This is a genomic window from Variovorax paradoxus (assembly GCA_016806145.1).
In the GTDB taxonomy this organism is placed as follows: Bacteria; Pseudomonadota; Gammaproteobacteria; order Burkholderiales; family Burkholderiaceae_C; genus Variovorax.
This window is the reverse complement of sequence record CP063166.1, coordinates 227,144-246,259: the sequence shown is the minus strand read 5'-3', so window position 1 is coordinate 246,259 and position 19,116 is coordinate 227,144. Positions and strand designations below refer to the sequence as shown.

Here is a 19,116-nt window from a genome sequence, read left to right as displayed (position 1 = left end):
CGTTTCGCCAATGCACGGTCCCGGCCCTGTGACGCCAGAGCCGCCGCCGTGGTCGGTGGTTGGATATCGCTCGTGGCCTGCCGACGCCCGCTTCGCGGGGCCGTGGCCTTTACCGTGCGATGGCGGCGCCATGCACCGCCTTCGCCGCTCGGCCTTCGGCTGGCGGCCCCAGGACCGTCAGCCGGAGACCGGCTCGCCCGCGGCACCGAGGCGCCGCCCGCGAGCCCGGCCGGGCCCGCGGAAGATCAGGCTTCCTTGTTTTCCTTGATGTTCCAGCCGAGCTGGGTTTCGGCGCCCTTGCCGCCCTTGTCGGTCTGTTCCCAGTACTGCTGCTTGACCTTGGCGGCCTGGAACGCGTACTGCACGAACACCGCGTCGCTGCCCTGCTCGGCCGTGTACTGCACCGAGGTGACCAGCACTTCCTCGAGCGTCACGCGCGTGTATTCGATCTGTCCGCCACCGGCCTTGCAGACCGAGACCTCGACCTTGCTCAGGTGCTTGCCGCTGGCGCAGTTCTTCATGACGGACGGTGCCGCCTTGTCGATGCGCGCGAGCACCTGCAGGTCGTTGAAGCTGGCCTTGCCCACGCCGCCGCCACCGCCGCTCACCATGTTTCCAGGCTGCGTCGCACCCCACGCGAACGACTTGATGTCGGTCCAGTCCTTGTGGTTCGAGTCCTTGGATTCGCCGTTCGCGCCTTCGACGCGCATGAACATGTCTACTGCCATCATTAACCCCCGGAGTTGTGCGTGCCCCATCGGAGCACTGTTGAATTAGCTGCTGTCCTTCTTGTTGGACGGCAGCTTCGAAACCAGCCGCAACGACACCGTGAGCCCTTCGAGCTGGTAGTGCGGCCGGAGAAAAAACTTGGCGGCGTAGTAGCCGGGGTTGTCCTCGATCGGTTCCACCTGGACCTCGGCGGCGGCCAGCGGCTTCATCGCCTTGGTGTCCTGCGACGAGGTGCCGGGGCTGCCGTCGACGTAGTTCATGATCCAGTCGTTGAGCCAGCGCTCCATGTCCTCGCGCTCGCGGAACGAACCGATCTTGTCGCGGACGATGCACTTCAGGTAATGCGCGAAGCGGCAGCAGGCGAACAGGTAGGGCAGGCGCGCCGCCAGGTTCGCGTTGGCCGTGGCGTCGGCGTCGTAGTACTCGGCCGGCTGCTGCAGCGACTGCGCGCCGATGAAGGCCGCGAAGTCGGAGTTCTTGCGGTGCACCAGCGGCATGAAGCCGTTCTTCGCGAGCTCGGCCTCGCGCCGGTCGCTGATCGCGATCTCGGTCGGGCACTTCATGTCCACGCCGCCGTCGTCGGTCGGGAAGGTGTGGGTCGGCAGGTTCTCGACCGCGCCGCCCGATTCCACGCCGCGGATCGAGGTGCACCAGCCGTACTGCTTGAACGAGCGGTTGATGTTCACGCCCATCGCATAGGCCGAGTTGGCCCAGGTGTAGCGGTTGTGCGCGGCCGAGTCGGTCTCTTCCTCGAACTCGAACTCGTCGACCGGGTTGGTGCGCGCGCCGTAGGGCAGGCGTGCCAGGAAGCGCGGCATCGCCAGGCCGATGTAGCGCGCATCCTCCGACTCGCGCAGCGAACGCCACGCGGTGTGCTCGGTGTTGTGGAAGATCTTCGTCAGGTCGCGCGGGTTCGAGAGTTCCTGCCACGACTCCATCTGCATCACGGTCGGCGAGGCGCCCGCGATGAAGGGGCAGTGCGCGGCCGCGGCGATCTTCGCCATCTCGCCGAGCATCTCGACGTCGGGCGGGCTGTGGTCGAAGTGGAAGTCGCCGATCAGCGCGCCGAAGGGCTCGCCGCCGAACTGGCCGTACTCGGCCTCGTAGATCTTCTTGAACAGCGGGCTCTGGTCCCAGCCGATGCCCTTGTGGCGCTTGAGCGAGCGCGCGACTTCGCGCTTGGAGGCGCACATCACGCGGATCTTGAGCTGCTCGTCGGTCTCGGTGTTGTTCACGAGGTAGTGCAGGCCGCGCCAGGCACCCTCGAGCTGCTGGAAGTCCTCGTGGTGCAGGATCTGGTTGATCTGCTCCGAGAGCTTGCGGTCGATCTCCGTGATGATGGCCTGCACCGTGCGATAGGCATCGTTGGAGATGGTGACGGAGCTCTCGAGCGCCTGCACCGCCAGCGTCTTGACGGCGTTCTGCACCGCCTCGCGCGCCTGGTCGGTCTTGGGCTTGAACTCGCGCTGGAGCAGGTCGGAGAACTCGTTCGGCTCGAGCGCCTCGACGGTCTGCTGGGCGCGCGCGGATTGTTTTTGCACGGTACTCATGGTGATGGTCCTGTCGACGTGATCGGCTCGCGCTTACTCGGCGGTGCCCGGCGTGCCCGCCGGTTTCTCCGCGGCCGCGTCGATGGCGCTGGCCACCGCGGGGTTCGGACTGGTGGCCAGCGACTTCAGCAGCGCCGGGTTCTGCAGCGCCTGCGCGATCAGTTGCTCGGCACCGTTCTTGCCGTCCATGTAGGACAGCAGGTTCGACAGCTCGGTGCGCGCGTCGAGCAGCTGCTGCAGCGCGTCGACCTGGCGCGCGATGCGCGCGGGCGAGAAGTCGTCCATGCTGTCGAAGGTGATGTCGACGTTGAGCTGGCCGTCGCCGGTCAGCGTGTTGGGCACCTGGAAGGCCACGCGCGGCTTGATCGACTTCATGCGGTCGTCGAAGTTGTCGATGTCCACCGCCATGAACTCGCGCTCGGCGAGGTCGGGCATCGGGTCGACCTGCTTGCCCGCGAGGTCGGCGATCACGCCCATCACGAAGGGCAGCTGGATCTTGCGTTCGCTGCCGTAGATCTCGACGTCGTACTCGATCTGCACGCGCGGCGCGCGGTTGCGCGCGATGAACTTCTGACCACTGTTCCTGACACGGTTGTCTGCCATAAAGCTTCCTCTTGATTCTTCGATCGAATGCGTGCGGACCGCGTGCGCCGGTCGCCGGCGCCTACTCCGATGCGTCGGACCCCGGTGGCCGTCCGGCCAGGCTTTCCAGCTTCTGCAGTCCCTCGGGCATGAGCTCCTCGATGATCTGGAAGAAGTTGAGCGCGAGCAGCTTCTGCGCCCTGCGTATCAGCAGGGGCGCGGGATGGCTGGGCTCCGCGCGCTCCAGGTACCGGCAAGCCTTTTCCAACAACACCTGCACATCTTCGCGGCTCGTTATTTCAATATCGTTGATACCGATCGCGCGTAGGCCGGGACCGCCACTTGCAGCGGTCGCCGCCGCCATGGGCGCCGCGGCCGGCGCGGCCGGATCGCTCGCCGAAGGGCTCTGGCGTTCGCTCGGCGGCACTTCGGCGACGGACTGCAATGCCTTCTCGGGCAGCAGCTGCGCCACCGTGCGCATCGAACGTTCGAGTCGCGAGAAATCGGGGGCCCAGCTCTGGCCCAGCGCGCGTTCCGAGGTCTCGCGGATGCGCTGCAGCAGCGCGAGCGCGGCGCGCAGCGCGACGATCGGCGGCGCGTCGTTGTCGTGCGCGCGGCGCGCGGCCTCGCGCAGGCGGCCCACGCCGCCCGGGTAGTCGATCTGGTCGGCCTTGCTCGAATCGAGCAGCGCCTCGACCTGCCGCAAGGTCATCGTCACGCCGCCGTCGTCGAGCAATCGCGCATCGCGCACGCTGCGCCCGATGCCTTCGCTCTCGGCCAGCGCGGCCAGTGCATTCATGCGCGGCAGCGGGTCCTCGTCGCCACCCTCGACCACGCGCGGATGCACGTCGTCCCAGAAGGTCTGCAGCACCACGTCGACCAGTTGCAGCCCTTCGACGTAGCCCGGCAGTCCACGGCTCTCGGTCCACGCGAGCGTGAGCGGCACCAGCACGCGCAGGTCGCGCGTGCGCTCGCACAGCTGCTTGGCGATGCGCTCGACCTTGGTCCAGTCGGGCGGTTCGGCCGGAATGATCGTGTTGCCGAACTGCTGCTCGCGCTTGCCGAGCGTCGCCTGCTGCAACGCCATGAAATCGGCGTCGTATTCCAGATCCTCACCACACGGAAGCGGACCCTCGACGGGCTTTTGCAAAAGCTCGATCTCTGCCTGCGACACCCGTTCTCCCTCGTTCAACCAATCAAAACATTAACGAATCTTTAGTTATCTTGAGTGGAAGCGAGGAGCCGGTCAACTACATCTGAGGTCATCGTGCCGTCTATGAATCACAAAGAAGTACATCTTCAAAGATCGTTACACAGTACGGCTTAACGGTGCATGACGGCACCATGACAGAACTCAATGCAGGAGGCCGCGCGCGCCGAGGTTGCGCATCAACGCGCCGATGCCGAAGGTCCAGCGCGGGGCCTTGTCGGCATGCGCGACGCGATTGACGAGCGCGCCGAGTTCGGGCGCCGCGATGCGCACGATGTCGCCGACCGTGTGCGTGAAGCCCTGGCCCGGACCGTGGCGGTCCTGCGTGGGCGCGAACATCGTGCCGAGGAACAGCATGAGGCCGTCGGGATAGTCGTGATGGATGCCGATGGCCTGCGCCACGAGGTCGAGCGGATCGCGGCTGATCTTCGCGAGCGAGCTCGAGCCCTCGAGCACGAAGCCCTCGGGACCGCGCACCTCGAGCGCGACCGTGATGCGGCGCACCTGCGCGATGCCGAAGTGCGCATCGAACAGCCGGATGAACGGACCGATCGCGCACGAGGCGTTGTTGTCCTTCGCCTTGCCCAGCAGCAGCGCGCTGCGGCCTTCGAAGTCGCGCAGGTTGACGTCGTTGCCGAGCGCGGCGCCCAGGGTCTCGCCGCGGCTGTTGACAGCGAGCACGACCTCGGGCTCGGGGTTGTTCCACACCGAGGCCGCGTGGATGCCGATGTCGGCACCGGTACCCACCGACGAGAGCACGGGCGCCTTGGTGAAGATCTCCGCGTCGGGCCCGATGCCGACCTCGAGGTACTGCGACCATGCGCCCTGCGCGATCAGCACCTCCTTGGCCTTCATCGCCTCGGGCGAGCCCGGCACGATGTCGGCGAGGTTGTCGCCGAGCACGCCGCCGAGCGCAGCGCGCGTGGCCTCGGCCTTCGATGCGTCGCCGCGCGCCTGTTCCTCGATCACGCGCTCGAGCAGGCTCGCGACGAAGGTCACGCCGCTGGCCTTGACGGCCTGCAGGTCGCAGGGCGCGAGCAGCCAGGGCCGGTCCTCGTCGCGCGCGCCGCCGTCGCTGTTGGCGAGCACCTCGGCCAGCGCGGCGATGCGCGGTGCCTGGCCGCTGCGCAGCAAGCGCTGCACGGCCTCGGCGGGCGGCTCCTGCCGCTCGAGCAGGTCGCTCATCGTGGGCGCGAGCCGCGACAGATCGTGCAGGCCGTCACCCTGCACGGCCACGAGCACGGGGCCCACGCCCGGTTGCCAGAGACGGCCAACGAGGGTGGCGCGGTCGGCGTCTTGCGGGAGGCTGGTGGCGGTCTGGAGATCGAGTGGCATGGCGTTGGTTGTCTCTGGTGGTTGGAAGGAATGCGCGGGCATCGTAGCGCCGTGCGGGCGCAGGCGAAATGCGGACAGCCGAACGCAGAGGTCGCGAAGGTTGCGCAGAAGTCGCAGAAGAACAGCCAGAAAAATTGGCTTGCTCTTCTGCGACTTCTGCGCTCCTTTGGTATTCCTTCTGCGTTCGGCTGCCCGTATTCGGCTGTCAGTGCCCCGGCGCCGCGCGCACGCGCGCGACCTCGGCCTGCAGGTCGGGCCAGGCGGGCTCCTGCGGCGCGAAGCGCGCGCGCATGTAGCCCGCGAGCTCGGCGATCTGGCGGTCGTCGAGCGCGTCGCGGAAGGCCGGCATGAAGCCGATGTCGCGCGTCGCGGGATGGCGCACGCCATCGAGGATGGTGCGCAGCAGGTTGTCGGGCTTCGCGCTCGCGAGGTTGCCGTTGAGCGCGAGCGGCGTGTTCACGCCCAGCAGCGTGGGACCGTCGCCGTCGTGGTGGCAGGCGGCGCAGGCGCTGTCGAACATGCGCTGCGCGGGACCGAGCAGCCGGCCCTGCGTGCGCGCCGCGGTGTCGACGATGCGCCGCGCCTCGGCCTGCGCGGCGGCCTCGGGCAGGGGCTCGGGATTGAACGAGACGAGGTAGGTCGCCATCGCGCGGATGTCGGCATCGGGCACGGCGCCGAGCTCGCGCACCACCTCGGCCATCGGGCCGCCCGCGATGCCGTGGCGCGGCGAATGACCGTCGCGCAGGTAGCGGTAGAGCGACTCGGCATCCCAGGGCATGGCGGACTTCGAGCGCATCGTGAGCGACGGCGCCTCCCAGCCATCGACCATCGCGCCCGACAGGAAGGCGCTGCCGCCCTGCTCCGCGCCGAGTGCGTTGCGCGGCGTGTGGCAGGCGCCGCAATGGCCGAGGCCGTTGACGAGGTAGGCACCGCGGTTCCACTCGGCGCTCTGCGTGGCCACGGGCGCGAGCGGCGCGGGATCGTGGAAGAGCGCGTTCCATCCGGCCATCAGCGGCCGCAGGCTGAACGGGAACTTGAGTTCGGACTTCGGCGTTTCGGCGCGCACCGCGGGCATCGCCATGAAGTAGGCATAGAGCGCCTGCAGGTCGTCGTCGCTGGTCTTCGCGAAGGCGGTGTAGGGGAAGGCCGGATAGAGGTGATGGCCGTCGCGCGACACGCCCTCGCGCATCGCGCGCTGGAAGGCGCTGAAGGACCAGCGGCCGAGGCCGGTCTCGGCATCGGGCGTGAGGTTGGTGGTGTAGAGCGTGCCGAAGGGCGTGTCCATCGCGCGGCCGCCGGCGTTGGGCGCGCCGCCCGGCGCGGTGTGGCAGACCGCGCAGTCGCCGAGCGCCGCGAGCACGCGGCCGCGCTCGATGGTGGCCTCGCTGTAGACCGGCGCGGTGAGCGACACCGGCGCGATCGACGAGCGCCAGCCGAGCAGGCCCGCGACGACGCCGATGCCGCCGACCACGAGCGCCGCGCCCGTGGCCCACAAACCCTTGCCCCGTGGCCAGATGGCCTTGCTCCTTCCCCCTCTGGGGGAAGGCCGGGATGGGGGCACCGCGGCATCACCATCGACCCGCGACGCCCCCCCCGCCCCGCCGTCTCCCGCAGGGGAAGGCAACAGCCCCCGATTCAACTCCGCCAGCACCGTCTCCGGCGTGAACGGCGGCGCCCTGAAGCGCACGCCCGTCGCATCGAAGATCGCGTTCGCGATCGCCGCCGTGCCCGGCACCGACGAGGACTCGCCCGCGCCCAGCGACGGCTCGCCCGGGCGCGGCATGTGCATCACCTCGATCACCGGCACTTCGCGGAAGTTGATGATCGGGTAGCTGCCCCATTCGCGGCTCGCGACCACGCCCGAGGGCAGCACGCCCGGCAGTCGTTCGCCGCCCTCGGCCGGCCCGGACTGCGGCGCGAACTGCACCTGCTCCTTGAGCGCGCGGCTCGTGGTCTGGATCACGTTGCCGTGCACCTGGTGCTCGACGCCCGCGGGATTGACCAGCAGGCCCGCGTCGTGCCCCACCACCACGCGGCGCACATGCACCTCGCCGGTTCGGCGGTTGACCTCGACGTCGGCCACCCAGGCGGCCCAGGCGGCGCCGAAGCCGGGCCACTTGCTGTGCACGTAGCGCGCATAGGCGAAGCCCTGGCCGAACAGGATGTCGCCGCCGGCACCGAGCCCGCCATCGGCGTTCTCCTGCGGGCCGGTGCGCAGCCGCCAGCCGGCCTTCTGCGCCGTGGCCTCCACCAGCTCGATCGCGCGCGGGTCCTCGAGGTGGCGCAGCCGGAACTGCACCGGGTCGACGCCGGCCGCGGTCGCGAGCTCGTCGATGTACGACTCGTGCGCGAACGAGCTCGGCAGCGCCGACACGCCGCGCAGCCACGAGGCGCGCACGATCGGCGCCATGTCGTTGACCTTCACGCGCAGGTTGTCGTAGCCGTAGGGCGGGCGCGCGGTGCGGTCGCCCATCTCGTAGGCCTGCGCCACCGGTTCGATGGCGCGCGTGAGCAGCAGCGCGAGCGTGGGCGCGCCGTTCGACGGATAGGAGGTCTGGAAATCGTAGGCCGCGACGCTGCCATCGGCCGCGAGGCCGCCATCGATCTCCATCAGTTGCGCGGCGCCCTTGGGCTCCCACGCATGCTCCTGCTCGCGCGTGAGCTGCACGCGCACCGGCGCGCCCACGGCGCGCGCGAGCAGCGCGGCATCGGCGGCCACGTCGTCGGCGCCGTTGCGGCCATAGCAGCCCGCGGCTTCCATGCGCACCACGTCGACCTGCAGGTCCCGCACGCCGAGCAGCTTCGCGAGGTCGGCGCGCAGCACGTGCGGGTTCTGCGTGCCGGCCCAGCAGCGCAATTGCATGCCGCTGCCGTCCTCGGGCTGCCATTCGGCCAGCGCGCACGAGGGCCCGATCGAGGCATGCATCTGGTAGGGCCAGACATAGGTGCGCGGCATCGGATGCGCCGCGCGCGCGATCGCGCCGTCGACGTCGCCCTCGTCGACCAAGAGGCGCTGCGTCGAGGGGTTGTCGCGCAGCGCCTGCGCGAGGTCGTCGAGGCCGGGCATGCCGGGCCAGGGCTTCCAGCGCACGCGCAGTTCGCGCAGCGCCTGCTCGGCGTGCTCCTCGCGCTCGGCCACGATGCCGACGAAGTCGCGGATCACCACCACCGCGCGGATGCCGGGAATGTGGGCGATCGACGATTCGTCGACCGACTCGAGCGTGTTGCCGATGAAGTCGCCGTGGTCGGCGCCCGCATAGGGCGGGCGCACCACGCGGCCGTGCAGCATGCCCGGCACGCGCATGTCGTGCACGAAGACCAGTTCGCCCGCGAGCTTGGCCGGGATGTCGACGCGCGCCTGCCGCGTGCCGACCACGCGGTAGTCGGCCGGGTCCTTGGGTTGCGCCTTCGCATCGAGCTTGAGCACGGTGCGCTGGCCCGCCACCAGTTCGGCATAGCTCAGGTGCCGGTCGGGCGACTCGGCCACGCGCACGATGCCGTTGCGCGCCTGCAATGCCTCGACGGCCACGCCCAATTGCTCGGACGCGCGCGCGAGCAGCCAGGCGCGCGCCTGCGCGGCCGCGAGGCGCAGCGGCTGCGCGTGGATCTGGATCGAGGCGCTCGCGATGGTCGCGCCCTGGTTGGGCGCGCGCGCGGTGTCGCCAAGCATCACGCGCACGCAGGGCATGCCGAGCTCGAGCTCCTCGGCCACGATCTGGCCCAGCGCGGTCTGGATGCCGGTGCCGAGGTCGACGTGGCCGTTGAGCGCCGAGGCGCTGCCGTCGTCCCACACCGCGAGCAGCACCTCGTCGCCCTCGGCGGGATTGCCCGCGATGAACGCCGGCTGGCCCTTGGCCGGCGGCGGCGCCGGCGGGGTCTCGCGCACCACCAGCAGCACGCCTTCGGCGGCGAGGAACTCCGCGCGCGTGCGCGGCAGGTCGGCGCGCCGTGTCATGGCTGCGTCGCCCGCAGCTGGCGGGCCGCGCGCTGCGCCGCGTCGAGGATCTCGATGTGCGTGCCGCAACGGCACAGGTTGCCCGAGAGCTCGCTGCGGATGCGCGCCTCGCTGGCGCCCGGCTCGCGCGCCAGCAATGCCGCCACCTGCATCACCATGCCGTTGAGGCAGTAGCCGCACTGCGCGGCCTGCGCCTCCTCGAAGGCGGCCTGCACCGGGTGCCAGTCGCCGCGCGTGCCCAGGCCCTCGAGCGTGGTGATGGCGCGGCCCGCCACGCCGTGCGCGGGGATCACGCAGGCGCGCGCGGCCATGCCGTCGACATGCACCGTGCAGGCGCCGCACTGGCCGAGGCCGCAGCCGTACTTGGGTCCGTTGAGGCCGAGGTCGTTGCGCAGCACCTGCAGCAGCGAGGCCTCGCGCGGCACCGCGAGCGCCTGCGCGCGGCCGTTGACTCTCAGCTGCAGCGGTTCGGCACGGCCCTCAGCGCCGCAGCTGGCCGTCACGGGTGTACATCTCCAGGTCCACGAAGTTCGAGCCGTTGTGGTTCCTCGGCCCGTACTCGATCGGGAAGTCGCCGAAGCGCGTGCTGCCGATGCTCTCGAGGCCCGCGACGAAGCTCTCGCGCGTGAGCGCCTTGCCGCCGCGGCGCAGGCCCTCGGCCATCACGCGCGCGACGATGTAGCCCTCGAGCGCGGTGTAGCTGTCGATCTTCTCGCCGAACTCGGCGCGGTCGCGCTGGTACTCGGCCACGATGGGCACGCGCACGGCCTGCGGCGGCGGCACGATGCTGGCCGTGACCAGGCCCGCGAGCTTGCCCTCGAGCCGCTGCGCCGAGCCGGCCGCGTCGGTGATGCCCACCGACAGCGTGTACAGCGGCGCGCCGCCCGCGCTCGCGCGGTAGTCGCGCATGAAGACCTCGACCTGGCGCCCGGCCATGATCATCACGACCGCGCCCGGCCTGGCCTCGGCCAGGCCCGCGACCACCGGCTTCGCATCCTCGGCGGCGATCGCCAGCGGGAAGGTCTTGACCACCTTCACCTTGTAGTCGGCCGCGAGTTCCTCGCAGGTCGCGAGGTTCGACTTGCCGAAGGCGCTGTCCTGGTGCACCACCGCGATCGACTGGATGCCGATGGTCGACAGGTGGCTGATGATCTTGCGCAGCTCGAGGTCGTAGCCCGCGCGCACGTGGAACAGCAGCCGGTTGGTCTTGGTGCGGAACGAGGTGGTGCCCACCAGCGGCGCGAACATCGGCACGCCCGCCTTCTCGGCCAGCGGCATCGCGGCCGCGAGGTTGCCGGTGGCGACGTAGCCGGTGAGCGCGAACACCTTGTCCTCGTCGATCAGCTTCGCGGTGTTGAGTGCGGTCTTCGCGGGTTCGTAGACATCGTCGTAGCTCACCAGCTCGAGCCGGCGCCCGTTGATGCCGCCGCCCTTGTTGACGCGGTCGAAGTGCAGCTTGATGCCGGCGCGGTAGTCGATGCCGAAGTCCTTGGCCGGGCCGCTGAAGACGGCCGACTGGCCGATGCGGATGGCGCCGTCGCTCACGCCGTTCTCGGCGCGCGCGGCGGACAGCAGGCCGGGGCCGAGCGCGAGGGCCGCGCCGCCGGCCACCAGGGAGCGCCTGGAGAGGGAAATCGTCATGGGGTCGTCTTGTCTCGCAGTTGTGGTGTGTCGATGCGCGGCGGGGGCCCGCGCAGCGCCGGGCGTCCCTGTCGTCTTCTCAGGCGCCCTGGATGTCGGCCGACTGGATGCGCTTCACGCCCTTGGCGCTCATCTGCTTCCAGGCCGCGGCCAGCGAGCCGTTGAGGTCGATGGCGCGCGTGGCGTCCTCGATCACGTAGGCATCGAAGCCGGCCTTGCGTGCATCGAGCGCGGTCCAGGCGACGCAGAAGTCGGTCGCCAGGCCGGTCACGAACACGGTCTTGATGCCGCGCGCCTTGAGATAGCCGGCCAGGCCGGTCGAGGTCTTGCGGTCGGCCTCCTCGAAGGCCGAGTAGCTGTCGACGTCGGCGTGGAAGCCCTTGCGGATGATCAGCTGCGCGGTCGGCAGCTTGAGGTCCTTGTGCAGCGCCGCGTCGTCCGTGCCCTGCACGCAGTGGTCGGGCCACAGCACCTGGTTGCCGTAGTTCAGCTTGATGCTGCTGAAGGGCTTCTGCCCCGCGTGCGCGCTCGCGAACGAGGCATGGCCCTGGGTGTGCCAGTCCTGCGTGACCACGATGTTCTGGAACGAGGCGGCCAGCTGGTTGATGACCGGCACCACGTCGGCACCGCCCTTGACCGGCAGCGTGCCGCCGTCGATGAAGCAGTTCTGCACGTCGACCACGATCAGCACGGCCTTGTCGCCGGGCTTGATCTTCGCGCCGGCGGCGAAGAGCGCGCCCGAGGCGCCGAGCAGGCCGAGGGCGGCCGTGGATTGGAGGAAGCGTCTGCGGTGCGTGTCGTTCATGGTCTGTGCTCCGTGCTTGCGTTGATGGAAACGAAACCCTGCAAGGAATGCGCCCGCGGACGCATTCGACTCGTACAACTAGACGCTCAGGTACGCGCGCCGCACTTCCTCGTTGGCCGCGAGCTCGGCCATGGTGGCGTGGTAGCGGATCTGGCCCTTCTCGAGCACGTAGGCACGGTCGGAGACCAGCTCCGCGAAGTGCATGTTCTGCTCCGACAGCAGGATGCTCACGCCCTGCGCCTTGAGCTCGAGGATCATGTTCGCCATCTGCTCGACGATGACCGGCGCCACGCCTTCGGACGGTTCGTCGAGCAGCACCAGGTAGGGGTTGCCCATCAGCGTGCGCGCCACGGTCAGCATCTGCTGCTCGCCGCCGCTCATGCGCCCGCCGGGCCGGTTCGGCATCTCGCCGAGGTTGGGGAACAGCTTGAACAGCCGCTCGGGCGTCCACAGCGGCGCCTCGCTGCCGTCGGCCCAGCGGCGCGCGGCCTGCTTGCCGACCTCGAGGTTCTCCATCACCGTGAGGTCGGTGAACACGCGCCGATCCTCGGGCACGAAGCCCAGGCCCAGGCGCGCCGCGTGGTGCGGCTCGCTCTTCGAGATGTCGTGGCCCAGGAAGCGCACCGCGCCGCGGCGCTTGCCGAGCATGCCGATCAGCGCCTTGAGCGTGGTCGACTTGCCGGCGCCGTTGCGGCCCATGAGCGCGACCACCTCGCCGCGCCGCACCTCGAGGTCGACGTCGTAGAGGATCTGGGCGGCGCCGTACCAGGCGCACAGGGCCTTGGCCTGGAGCAGGGGTTCGGAGGCGTTCGTCGTATTCATGCCGCTGCTTTCTCGAAGGTCTTGCCGCTGCCGAAGTACACCTCCTGCACCTTCGGGTGGTCGCGGATCTCGAGCGGCTTGCCCTGCGCGATGAGGCGGCCGCGCGCCAGCACGATCATGCGGTCGGCATAGGCGAACACCACGTCCATGCTGTGCTCGGTGAACAGCACGGCCATGCCGCGGTCGATGACCAGCTGCTTGGTCAGCGCCATCAGCGAGTTGCGTTCCTTCGGCGCCATGCCGGCCGTGGGCTCGTCCATCAGCAGCAGCTTGGGACTGTTGGCCATCGCGATCGCGAGCTCGACGCGCTTGACGTCGCCATAGGCCAGCACGCTGCAGGGCCGGTCGGCCTGCGACTTCATGCCGACCTGGTCGAGCAGCGCCAACGCCTCGTCGCGCTTGTGCTCGGCGGCGCGGCGCCACATCGAGAACAGCTTGCGGTCGTGCGAGAGCAGCGCCATCTGCACGTTCTCGACCACGGTGAGCGAGGCGAAGGTCTCGGCGATCTGGAAGGTGCGGCCCACGCCCATGCGCCAGATCTCGCGCGGCCTGCGGCCCACGAGCTCCTGGCCGTCGAGCGTGATCGAACCCTGATCGGCCTTGAGCTGGCCGTTGACCATGTTGAAGGTGGTGGACTTGCCGGCGCCGTTGGGGCCGATCAGCGCGAGCAGTTCGCCCGGGGGCAGCTCGAAGCTGATGCCGTCGACGGCCTTCACGCCGCCGAAGGACTTGCCGAGGTTGTTGACCTTGAGCAGGCTCATTGAAATACCTCCGTGCTTCGCACTGCGGTGCGAGCTTGCTTGGGACGGCCCGGCGCGGCGCTCATGCCTTCACCTCCTCGAGCTTGGCATCGGCGGCCTTCTCTTCCTTGGGCGCGCGCAGGCGCTCCACGAGCTGCTTGATCGATCCCGCGATGCCCTGCGGGAACAGCAGCACCAGGATCAGGATGATGGCGCCGAGCATCGCGCGCCAGTAGTCGGTGTTGCGCGCCACGGTGTCGTGCAGCCAGGTGAAGGTGACGGCGCCGACCACCGGGCCCGCGAGCGTCTGGATGCCGCCGAGCAGCACCATCACGAGGCCGTCGACCGACTTGCCGACCGACAGCGTCTCGGGCGAGATGCTGCCCTTGGAGAACGCGAACAGCGCGCCGGCCAGGCCCGCCACCGCGCCCGCGATGACGAAAGCGGCCCACTGCATGCGCTTGACGTCGATGCCGATGGCGTCGGCGCGCAGCACCGAGTCGCGGCCCGCGCGCAGGGTGTAGCCGAAGGGTGAATACAGCACGCGGCGCAGCCACCAGACGCCGGCCGACACCAGCACCAGCGTGAGCCAGTAGTAGGCGCGCTTGTCCGACAGCCAGGCCGAGGGCCAGACGCCCGTGAGGCCGTTGCTGCCGCCCGTGAAGCTGTCCCACTGGTAGGTGATGGCCCAGGTGATCTGCGCGAAGGCCAGGGTGAGCATCGCGAGGTACACGCCCGACAGCCGCACCGCGAACCAGCCGTAGACGAAGGCGCCGAGCGCGGCCACCAGCGGCGCGACCACCAGCGTGAGTTCCATCGGCAGGCCCAGCGAACGCGCGAGCAGCGCGGCGCCGTAGGCCCCGAGGCCGAAGTAGGCGGCATGGCCGAACGAATGCATGCCGGCCGGGCCCATGATGAAGTGCAGGCTGGTGGCGAAAAGGGCCGCGATCAGCAGGTCGATCATCAGCACCAGCGTGTAGGGCGAACCGGCCGTGAGCACGGGCAGCGCGGCGAGCACCAGCGCAAGCACCGCGGCGCCGGCCAGGTAGAGGTTGCCGGGGCGGCGCAGCGGTTCCTCCTGCATGCCGACGTAGCGGCTCGGCGCCTGCGCGCGGCCGAACAGGCCCCACGGGCGCCACACCAGCACGGCCGCCATCACGAGGAAGTCGACCATCAGCGTGAGCTTGGAGAAGGACACGTCGATGCCGAAGATCTGCACCACGCCGAGCCAGATGCACACGGCCTTGATCTCGGCGATGAGCAGCGCGGCCACGTAGGCGCCGGGCAGCGAGCCCATGCCGCCGACCACCACCACCACGAAGGCGGCGCCGATGGTGTTGAGGTCCATCTCGAGCGTGGCGGGCTCGCGCGGCAGCTGCAGCGCGCCGCCCAGGCCCGCGAGCAGCGCGCCGAGCGCGAACACCGCGGTGAACAGCCACGCCTGGTTCACGCCCAGCGCACTGACCATCTCGCGGTCCTGCGTGGCGGCGCGCACCAGCGTGCCGAAGCGCGTGCGCGTGAGCAGCAGCCAGACCAGGCCCAGCACCACCGGGCCGACCACGATCAGGAACAGGTCGTAGGAGGGGAACTGGCGCCCGAGGATCTCGACCGAGCCCTTGAGGCCGGGCGCGCGCGGGCCCAGCAGCTCGTCGGGGCCCCAGAGCCACAGCACCGCGTCCTTGATGACCAGCACCAGCGCGAAGGTGGCGAGCAGCTGGAACAGCTCGGGCGCCTTGTAGATGCGGCGCAGCAGCAGCACCTCGATCAGCGCGCCGAGCACGCCGACCGCGACCGCCGCGATCAGCAGCGCGGGCCAGAAGCCCAGGCTCGCGCCGAGCTTGTCGACCAGCGTGTACGCGAGGTAGATGCCGACCATGAAGAAGGACCCATGGGCGAAATTGACGATGCGCGTCACGCCGAAGATCAACGAGAGGCCGGCCGCCACGAAGAACAGCGACGAGGCGCCGGCCAACCCGTTGAGCAACTGAACAACGAAGCCTGAAAAGCTCATTCAAGGATCCCGAGGAACTGGAAACTGGGGTGCGTCGAAGTGCGTCGCGCACCGCTTCGGCCACGATGACAAGGCGCCATTCGCATCGAATGGCCTGCGATCCACGTCAACCGTTCGGGCTGAGCCTGTCGAAGCCGGGGTGCGGCGCTTCGACGAGCTCGGCGTGAACGGTCTGCCGGCGAAAACCGGAAGCGCTCCGACCTCAGTCGGCGGGGCGCATCTTCTTGACTTCGTCGTCGCTCGGCTGGAACTTGGCGCCGTCGAGGTAGACGTAATCGACCATCACGCCCTTGCCGCCGTCGTTCTTGGTCTTGCCCACGTAGGCGCCCATGGTCGACTGGTTGTCCTGCGCGCGGTAGCTGATCTTGCCGAAGGGGCTGTCGAGCTGCAGGCCCTTGAAGGCCGCGACCAGCTTCTCGGTGTCGGTGCTGCCGGCCTTCTGGATGCCCGCCGCGATCGAGTGGATGGCGCTGTAGCCGACCACCGAGCCCAGGCGCGGGTAGTCCTTGAACTTGGCCTGGTAGGCGTCGAGGAAGGCCTTGTGCTCGGGCGTCTTGATGCCGTTCCACGGATAGCCGGTCACGATCCAGCCATTGGGTGCCTCGTCCTTCAGCGGATCGAGGTACTCGGGTTCGCCGGTCAGCACGCTGACCACTTCACGGTCCTTGAACAGGCCGCGGGTGTTGCCCTCGCGCACGAACTTCGAGAGGTCGGCGCCGAACAGCACGTTGAAGATTGCGTCGGGCTTGGCATCGGCGAGCGCCTGCACCACGCTGCCCGAATCGACCTTGCCCAGCGGCGGCGCCTGCTCGGCGACGAACTCCACGTCGGGCTGCGCGGCCTTCAGCAGAGTCTTGAAGGTCGCGACCGAGGACTGGCCGTACTCGTAGTTGGGATAGACGATGGCCCAGCGCTTCTTCTTGAGCTTGGCGGCCTCGGGCACGAGCATCGCGACCTGCATGTAGGTCGAGGGACGCAGGCGGTAGGTGTAGCGGTTGCCGTTGCTCCAGACGATCTTGTCGGTCAGCGGCTCGGCGGCCAGATAGAAGAACTTCTTCTGCTTCGCGAAGTCGGTCAGCGCCAGGCCGGTGTTCGAGAGGAAGGCGCCCGCGAGCACGTCGACCTTCTCGCGCGAGATCAGCTCCTCGGCCACGCGCACCGCATCGCCGGGGTTGGCGTTGTCGTCGCGGCTGATCAGTTCGATCTTCCGGCCATTGACCCCGCCCTTGGCGTTGATCTCGTCGACCGCGAGTTCCATGCCCTTCTTGTAGGGCTCGAGGAAGGCCGGCTGCGCCTTGTAGCTGTTGATCTCGCCGATCTTGATCACGCCCTGGGCGTGCGCGGGGACGAGGGCGCAGGTCAGGGTCAGGACGGAAGCCGCGCTGAAAACATGGCGCAAGGGGATCATCGGGAAGCTCCTGGTGGGGTTCGAGAAAAACGGAAAGGGGAACGAAGGAAATCGGTGGAAAGGTGGAGTGTCGCCTCAGCGCAGGCCGTCTTCGCCCTTGATCTCGCCGGCCTGCAGGCCGCCGATGCGCGGCAGTGGGCGGCCACTGTCGGTGACCGCCACGGCCACCACGATCTCGCCGGCGCGCGGGGCGTCGGACACGCGGGCCTCGATGGCGTCGAAATGGCTGCGCACGAAGGCCGCGTCCTTGTGGCCCAGTGGCACGTCGATGGCGGTGCCGAGGGTGCCGAGCTTCTTGGCCGAGGGCACGAGCGCCGCGCCCTTCTCGACCGCCACGCGCAGCGGCGCGCCGAGCTTGGGATGCAGGATCGCGGCCGCATGCTCGAGCTCGCCGCCTTCGCCGACGATCGCGGCCTTGCCGTAGCTCTGCGCCTGGCCGGGCTCGATGCCCAGCGCCTTCACGGCCTTCTGGCCCAGCAGCGCGCCGAGCTCCTCGCCGATCGCGATCAGCTCGTCGAGGTTCTCGCTGTAGCGGCCCGCGTAGGGGTTGGCGATCACGGCGATGGCGACGGCGCGGCGCGTGGGCGGCGCGATGTCGCGGCCCATTTCCTTGCGGGTTTCGTCGACCTGGACGACGAGCTTGCGGATGTTGGCGGTCATGTCTGGATTTCCTTTGGCTTCTCTTCTTGTCTCTTCGTACACGGGCTCAGCGCAGGCCGTCCCACTTGGCGATGTTCTCGGCGAGCAGGCCGCCGACGCGCGCATGCACGCGGTAGCCGGTGCTCATCGCGAGGATGAACACGATCTCGTCGGCCGCGGGCGCGCCGGGCACGCGCACTTCGATCGCATCGAACTGCCCGCGCACGTAGCTGGCGTTGATGTTGGTCAGCGGCACATCGAGCGTGGCGCCGGGCGCGCCGACCTTCTTGGTCGAGGGCACGATCGACAGCGCATTGCCGGGCTGGCCGGTCTTCTTCTCGTCGACGGTGCCCTTGGCATAGGCGACGCGGTCGCCCTTCCAGCCGAGCAGCTCGCGCATCGCATAGCCGCCGGGCACGTGCCACAGCGCGCCATGCTCGAGCTCGCCCGCGGCGCCGACGATGGCGCCCTTGCCGTAGGTGGCGAGCTGCTCGAGCGGCACGTCCATCGCGGCGTGCAGCTTGTGCGCCATCTCGAGGCCCACCGGATCGAGCAGGCTCATCATCGGCAGGATGTCGGGCTCGTAGCGGCCCGCGAAGGGATTGGTCAGCACGGCGGCGATGGCACCACGCACCAGCGGCGTCTGGGCACGCGGCCCGAACTCGTGGTGGATGTGCTCGACCTGGGTGAAGACTCGGCGGATATCGATCATGAAAAAGAACCTTGCTTTTCGTTAAGCAATTACTGAACCAACTGCACGGAAGCCTAGCTTCGAGCATAAGGGCTCGACCAGCCGCCACTGCCCCTGGCAAACGAGCAGAGCGGCCCATGCGAGCCCGCCTTGTTGCAGGACGCGGGCGCACACCGCGCCCGTATCGAGTGCGCTGCGCACCTGCGCGGGGGGCAGTGGCGGCACGTCGACGGTGACGAGCGTGTCGCCGAGGTCGCTGTTGTCCTTGCGCTCGCTCGCGGGCACGCGGCGGATCGCATCGCTGTCGACGTCGACCGCGTTGGCGATCACGGTCGCGGCCGCATCGGCCTGCGCCGCGGTGGCCGCCAGAACCGTCACGCTGTCGGCGATGCCGAGCGAGAAGCTGCGCCCGCGCCAGCCGCTGGTGGCGACGCCGCGCACCGGCTGGTCGGCGCGCAGTTCGAACTGGCCGTCGGTGTCGACGAGGCCATTGGCATCGCGCCAGTCGAAGCGCGCGAGGTCCGCGTAGACGCCCACGCGCGCGGTCTGGCCCGGCGCGAGATGCACGGCGATGTCGCCGCCGTTGTTGATCCAGGCACGCTCGATGCCGGGGCGCTGGTAGAAGGCGATCAGTTCCTGCGCCACCGAGCCCGCGACCGCGGCCATCGGCGTGATGAAGGTCGGCGCGAACGCCGCGCAGGCATCCCACATGCGGCGCGCCACCACGCCGCGCGGGCGCATCTTGTCGGTGACCGGCAGGCGCAGCAGCGGCAGCTCGTGCACCAGTTCGTCGAGCACGTGCGCGAAGCGCGCCCAGGCCGCATCGTGCGCGGCCGCCACCGCGTAGCGGTCGCCGTGCGCCTCGGCCACGATGTCGATCGGGCCGTGGTTGAAGTGCCAGCGGTGCTCGTCGAGCGCCGTGCGTTGGGCGCTCATGGCTGCGGGTGTTTCTCCCTCCCCCGCTGGGGGAGGGTTGGGGTGAGGGCACGCGGCGCCTC

General features: G+C 69.4%; 16 protein-coding genes. All 16 read right to left on the bottom strand.

All coding sequences use genetic code 11. The annotated features are described in order from the left end of the window. Positions 1-245 precede the first annotated feature (245 nt). The 16 genes from INQ48_01180 to INQ48_01105 all read right to left on the bottom strand — a co-directional run bounded on the left by INQ48_01180 (position 246) and on the right by INQ48_01105 (position 19,054). Positions 246-728, bottom strand: a complete 483-nt coding sequence (locus INQ48_01180; GenBank protein ID QRF57908.1) for a type VI secretion system tube protein Hcp — start codon at positions 726-728, stop codon at positions 246-248. 45 nt (positions 729-773) lie between these two features. Next, positions 774-2,279: a type VI secretion system contractile sheath large subunit gene (gene tssC, locus INQ48_01175; protein ID QRF57907.1), complete on the bottom strand. Its 1,506-nt coding sequence runs from the start codon at positions 2,277-2,279 to the stop codon at positions 774-776. Between the two features lie 33 nt (positions 2,280-2,312). Next, the gene (tssB, locus tag INQ48_01170; protein QRF57906.1) at positions 2,313-2,882 is read right to left on the bottom strand and encodes a type VI secretion system contractile sheath small subunit; all 570 of its coding nucleotides are present in this window, start codon (positions 2,880-2,882) and stop codon (positions 2,313-2,315) included. A 61-nt stretch (positions 2,883-2,943) separates the two neighbouring features. Then, positions 2,944-4,035 (bottom strand): type VI secretion system protein TssA, encoded by a 1,092-nt coding sequence (gene tssA, locus INQ48_01165; GenBank protein QRF57905.1) that lies wholly within the window; start codon positions 4,033-4,035, stop codon positions 2,944-2,946. A gap of 180 nt (positions 4,036-4,215) precedes the next feature. Further along, entirely contained in the window at positions 4,216-5,406 is a 1,191-nt protein-coding gene (locus INQ48_01160; protein QRF57904.1) for a fumarylacetoacetate hydrolase family protein, read from the bottom strand. Positions 5,407-5,611: 205 nt separating this feature from the next. Beyond that, positions 5,612-9,361: a molybdopterin-dependent oxidoreductase gene (locus tag INQ48_01155; GenBank protein ID QRF57903.1), complete on the bottom strand. Its 3,750-nt coding sequence runs from the start codon at positions 9,359-9,361 to the stop codon at positions 5,612-5,614. After that, the gene (locus INQ48_01150; GenBank protein QRF57902.1) at positions 9,358-9,864 is read right to left on the bottom strand and encodes a (2Fe-2S)-binding protein; all 507 of its coding nucleotides are present in this window, start codon (positions 9,862-9,864) and stop codon (positions 9,358-9,360) included. Before INQ48_01150 ends, INQ48_01155 begins: the two co-directional genes overlap by 4 nt. Then, on the bottom strand, positions 9,842-11,002 hold the full coding sequence (locus tag INQ48_01145; protein QRF57901.1) for an ABC transporter substrate-binding protein: 1,161 nt from the start codon (positions 11,000-11,002) through the stop codon (positions 9,842-9,844). Before INQ48_01145 ends, INQ48_01150 begins: the two co-directional genes overlap by 23 nt. Before the next feature lie 79 nt (positions 11,003-11,081). Further along, positions 11,082-11,807: a bifunctional nicotinamidase/pyrazinamidase gene (pncA, locus tag INQ48_01140; GenBank protein ID QRF57900.1), complete on the bottom strand. Its 726-nt coding sequence runs from the start codon at positions 11,805-11,807 to the stop codon at positions 11,082-11,084. Between the two features lie 78 nt (positions 11,808-11,885). Continuing rightward, positions 11,886-12,629 (bottom strand): ABC transporter ATP-binding protein, encoded by a 744-nt coding sequence (locus INQ48_01135; protein ID QRF57899.1) that lies wholly within the window; start codon positions 12,627-12,629, stop codon positions 11,886-11,888. Continuing rightward, positions 12,626-13,390 carry an ABC transporter ATP-binding protein gene (locus tag INQ48_01130; protein QRF57898.1) on the bottom strand — a complete coding sequence of 255 codons (765 nt, stop codon included), beginning with the start codon at positions 13,388-13,390 and terminating at the stop codon, positions 12,626-12,628. Before INQ48_01130 ends, INQ48_01135 begins: the two co-directional genes overlap by 4 nt. 61 nt (positions 13,391-13,451) lie before the next feature. Further along, positions 13,452-15,380, bottom strand: coding sequence for an ABC transporter permease (locus INQ48_01125; protein ID QRF57897.1), 1,929 nt, complete (start codon positions 15,378-15,380; stop codon positions 13,452-13,454). A 202-nt stretch (positions 15,381-15,582) separates the two neighbouring features. Beyond that, complete coding sequence (locus tag INQ48_01120) at positions 15,583-16,788, bottom strand: ABC transporter substrate-binding protein (protein ID QRF57896.1); 1,206 nt, start codon at positions 16,786-16,788, stop codon at positions 15,583-15,585. A gap of 75 nt (positions 16,789-16,863) precedes the next feature. Beyond that, positions 16,864-17,448 carry an amino acid synthesis family protein gene (locus tag INQ48_01115; protein ID QRF57895.1) on the bottom strand — a complete coding sequence of 195 codons (585 nt, stop codon included), beginning with the start codon at positions 17,446-17,448 and terminating at the stop codon, positions 16,864-16,866. A 46-nt stretch (positions 17,449-17,494) separates the two neighbouring features. Beyond that, complete coding sequence (locus INQ48_01110; GenBank protein QRF57894.1) at positions 17,495-18,139, bottom strand: amino acid synthesis family protein; 645 nt, start codon at positions 18,137-18,139, stop codon at positions 17,495-17,497. 21 nt (positions 18,140-18,160) lie between these two features. Further along, positions 18,161-19,054: a UPF0280 family protein gene (locus tag INQ48_01105; GenBank protein QRF57893.1), complete on the bottom strand. Its 894-nt coding sequence runs from the start codon at positions 19,052-19,054 to the stop codon at positions 18,161-18,163. Between the last annotated feature and the right edge of the window lie 62 nt (positions 19,055-19,116).

Excerpts from the sequence above, each read along its gene's own strand:
- INQ48_01180 (QRF57908.1), bottom strand. The coding sequence starts at position 728 with ATGGCAGTAGACATGTTCATGCGCGTCGAAGGCGCGAACGGCGAATCC.
- tssC (QRF57907.1), bottom strand. The coding sequence starts at position 2,279 with ATGAGTACCGTGCAAAAACAATCCGCGCGCGCCCAGCAGACCGTCGAG.
- tssB (QRF57906.1), bottom strand. The coding sequence starts at position 2,882 with ATGGCAGACAACCGTGTCAGGAACAGTGGTCAGAAGTTCATCGCGCGC.
- INQ48_01160 (QRF57904.1), bottom strand. The coding sequence starts at position 5,406 with ATGCCACTCGATCTCCAGACCGCCACCAGCCTCCCGCAAGACGCCGAC.
- INQ48_01155 (QRF57903.1), bottom strand. The coding sequence starts at position 9,361 with ATGACACGGCGCGCCGACCTGCCGCGCACGCGCGCGGAGTTCCTCGCC.
- INQ48_01145 (QRF57901.1), bottom strand. The coding sequence starts at position 11,002 with ATGACGATTTCCCTCTCCAGGCGCTCCCTGGTGGCCGGCGGCGCGGCC.
- pncA (QRF57900.1), bottom strand. The coding sequence starts at position 11,807 with ATGAACGACACGCACCGCAGACGCTTCCTCCAATCCACGGCCGCCCTC.
- INQ48_01135 (QRF57899.1), bottom strand. The coding sequence starts at position 12,629 with ATGAATACGACGAACGCCTCCGAACCCCTGCTCCAGGCCAAGGCCCTG.
- INQ48_01130 (QRF57898.1), bottom strand. The coding sequence starts at position 13,390 with ATGAGCCTGCTCAAGGTCAACAACCTCGGCAAGTCCTTCGGCGGCGTG.
- INQ48_01125 (QRF57897.1), bottom strand. The coding sequence starts at position 15,380 with ATGAGCTTTTCAGGCTTCGTTGTTCAGTTGCTCAACGGGTTGGCCGGC.
- INQ48_01120 (QRF57896.1), bottom strand. The coding sequence starts at position 16,788 with ATGATCCCCTTGCGCCATGTTTTCAGCGCGGCTTCCGTCCTGACCCTG.
- INQ48_01115 (QRF57895.1), bottom strand. The coding sequence starts at position 17,448 with ATGACCGCCAACATCCGCAAGCTCGTCGTCCAGGTCGACGAAACCCGC.
- INQ48_01110 (QRF57894.1), bottom strand. The coding sequence starts at position 18,139 with ATGATCGATATCCGCCGAGTCTTCACCCAGGTCGAGCACATCCACCAC.
- INQ48_01105 (QRF57893.1), bottom strand. The coding sequence starts at position 19,054 with ATGAGCGCCCAACGCACGGCGCTCGACGAGCACCGCTGGCACTTCAAC.